The following is a 691-nucleotide window of genomic DNA, read 5'->3' as shown; positions in this document are numbered from 1 at the left end:
GGTGATTGTCGAGTAGAGGAGCGGACTCAAGCTCCCTGAGCACCGGAATTCAGAAAAATTGCCATTTCCTGCCACCCGGGGCGACTTTTGGAACAGGCTTTAAGACCTTCGGTGCTGACGTCCTGCTGCAGTTTCGAGAATTGCGGCGTATGCTGCGAGCTGTCATACGTGGATAGGTGATTCCCCACAATCCGCCTACATTACCCTGCAAGTTCAGAAGCCTCCCGGCAGCAAAATGCCCGTGAACCCGCAACGGCTATAAAGATGGCCGTGATGGGCGGCGTCTGTTTGACGAGTGTGGCTTTCCTTAGTTACGTTTACTGGCCCCGCCACGATGAACTCGGCCTGAAGACGAGCGAAAACACGTCTTTCGTATCTGGGAGCGGCGACGCGTTCGGGAATCTGGCGCGGCCTGTTCCACCACGGGCACCAGACCCCAACCCCGAACTGCTCAAGCAGATAGAGGACATGAAAAAACTAATTGCGGACTTGCAAAACCGCAAGCCCGAAACGGTTACAGACCAAGCCGCTATCGACCGCATGAACGAACAGGTTGCGGAATTGCAGCACCAAATTAAGGAAGCTTCGGACGGCTACGAACAGACGCTTTCGCAAAAGGATTTGGAACTCCAACGCCTGAAAAACGAGCTCGATGCACGCCGCCTCCAGAACGGCGAAGATGTTGATAATG

The 691-nt window shown here is 54.6% G+C and carries 1 protein-coding gene; it reads left to right on the top strand.

All coding sequences use genetic code 11. From position 1 onward, the window contains the following. Positions 1-264: 264 nt before the first annotated feature. On the top strand, positions 265-691 hold a 427-nt coding region (locus ACTJKP_RS27070; protein WP_440632859.1), incomplete at its 3' end, for a hypothetical protein.

The organism is Brucella sp. 22210 (assembly GCF_052045675.1).
Lineage (GTDB): Bacteria > Pseudomonadota > Alphaproteobacteria > Rhizobiales > Rhizobiaceae > Brucella.
Note: the sequence above shows the minus strand (reverse complement) of the source record. Positions and strands in the feature narration are given on the sequence as shown.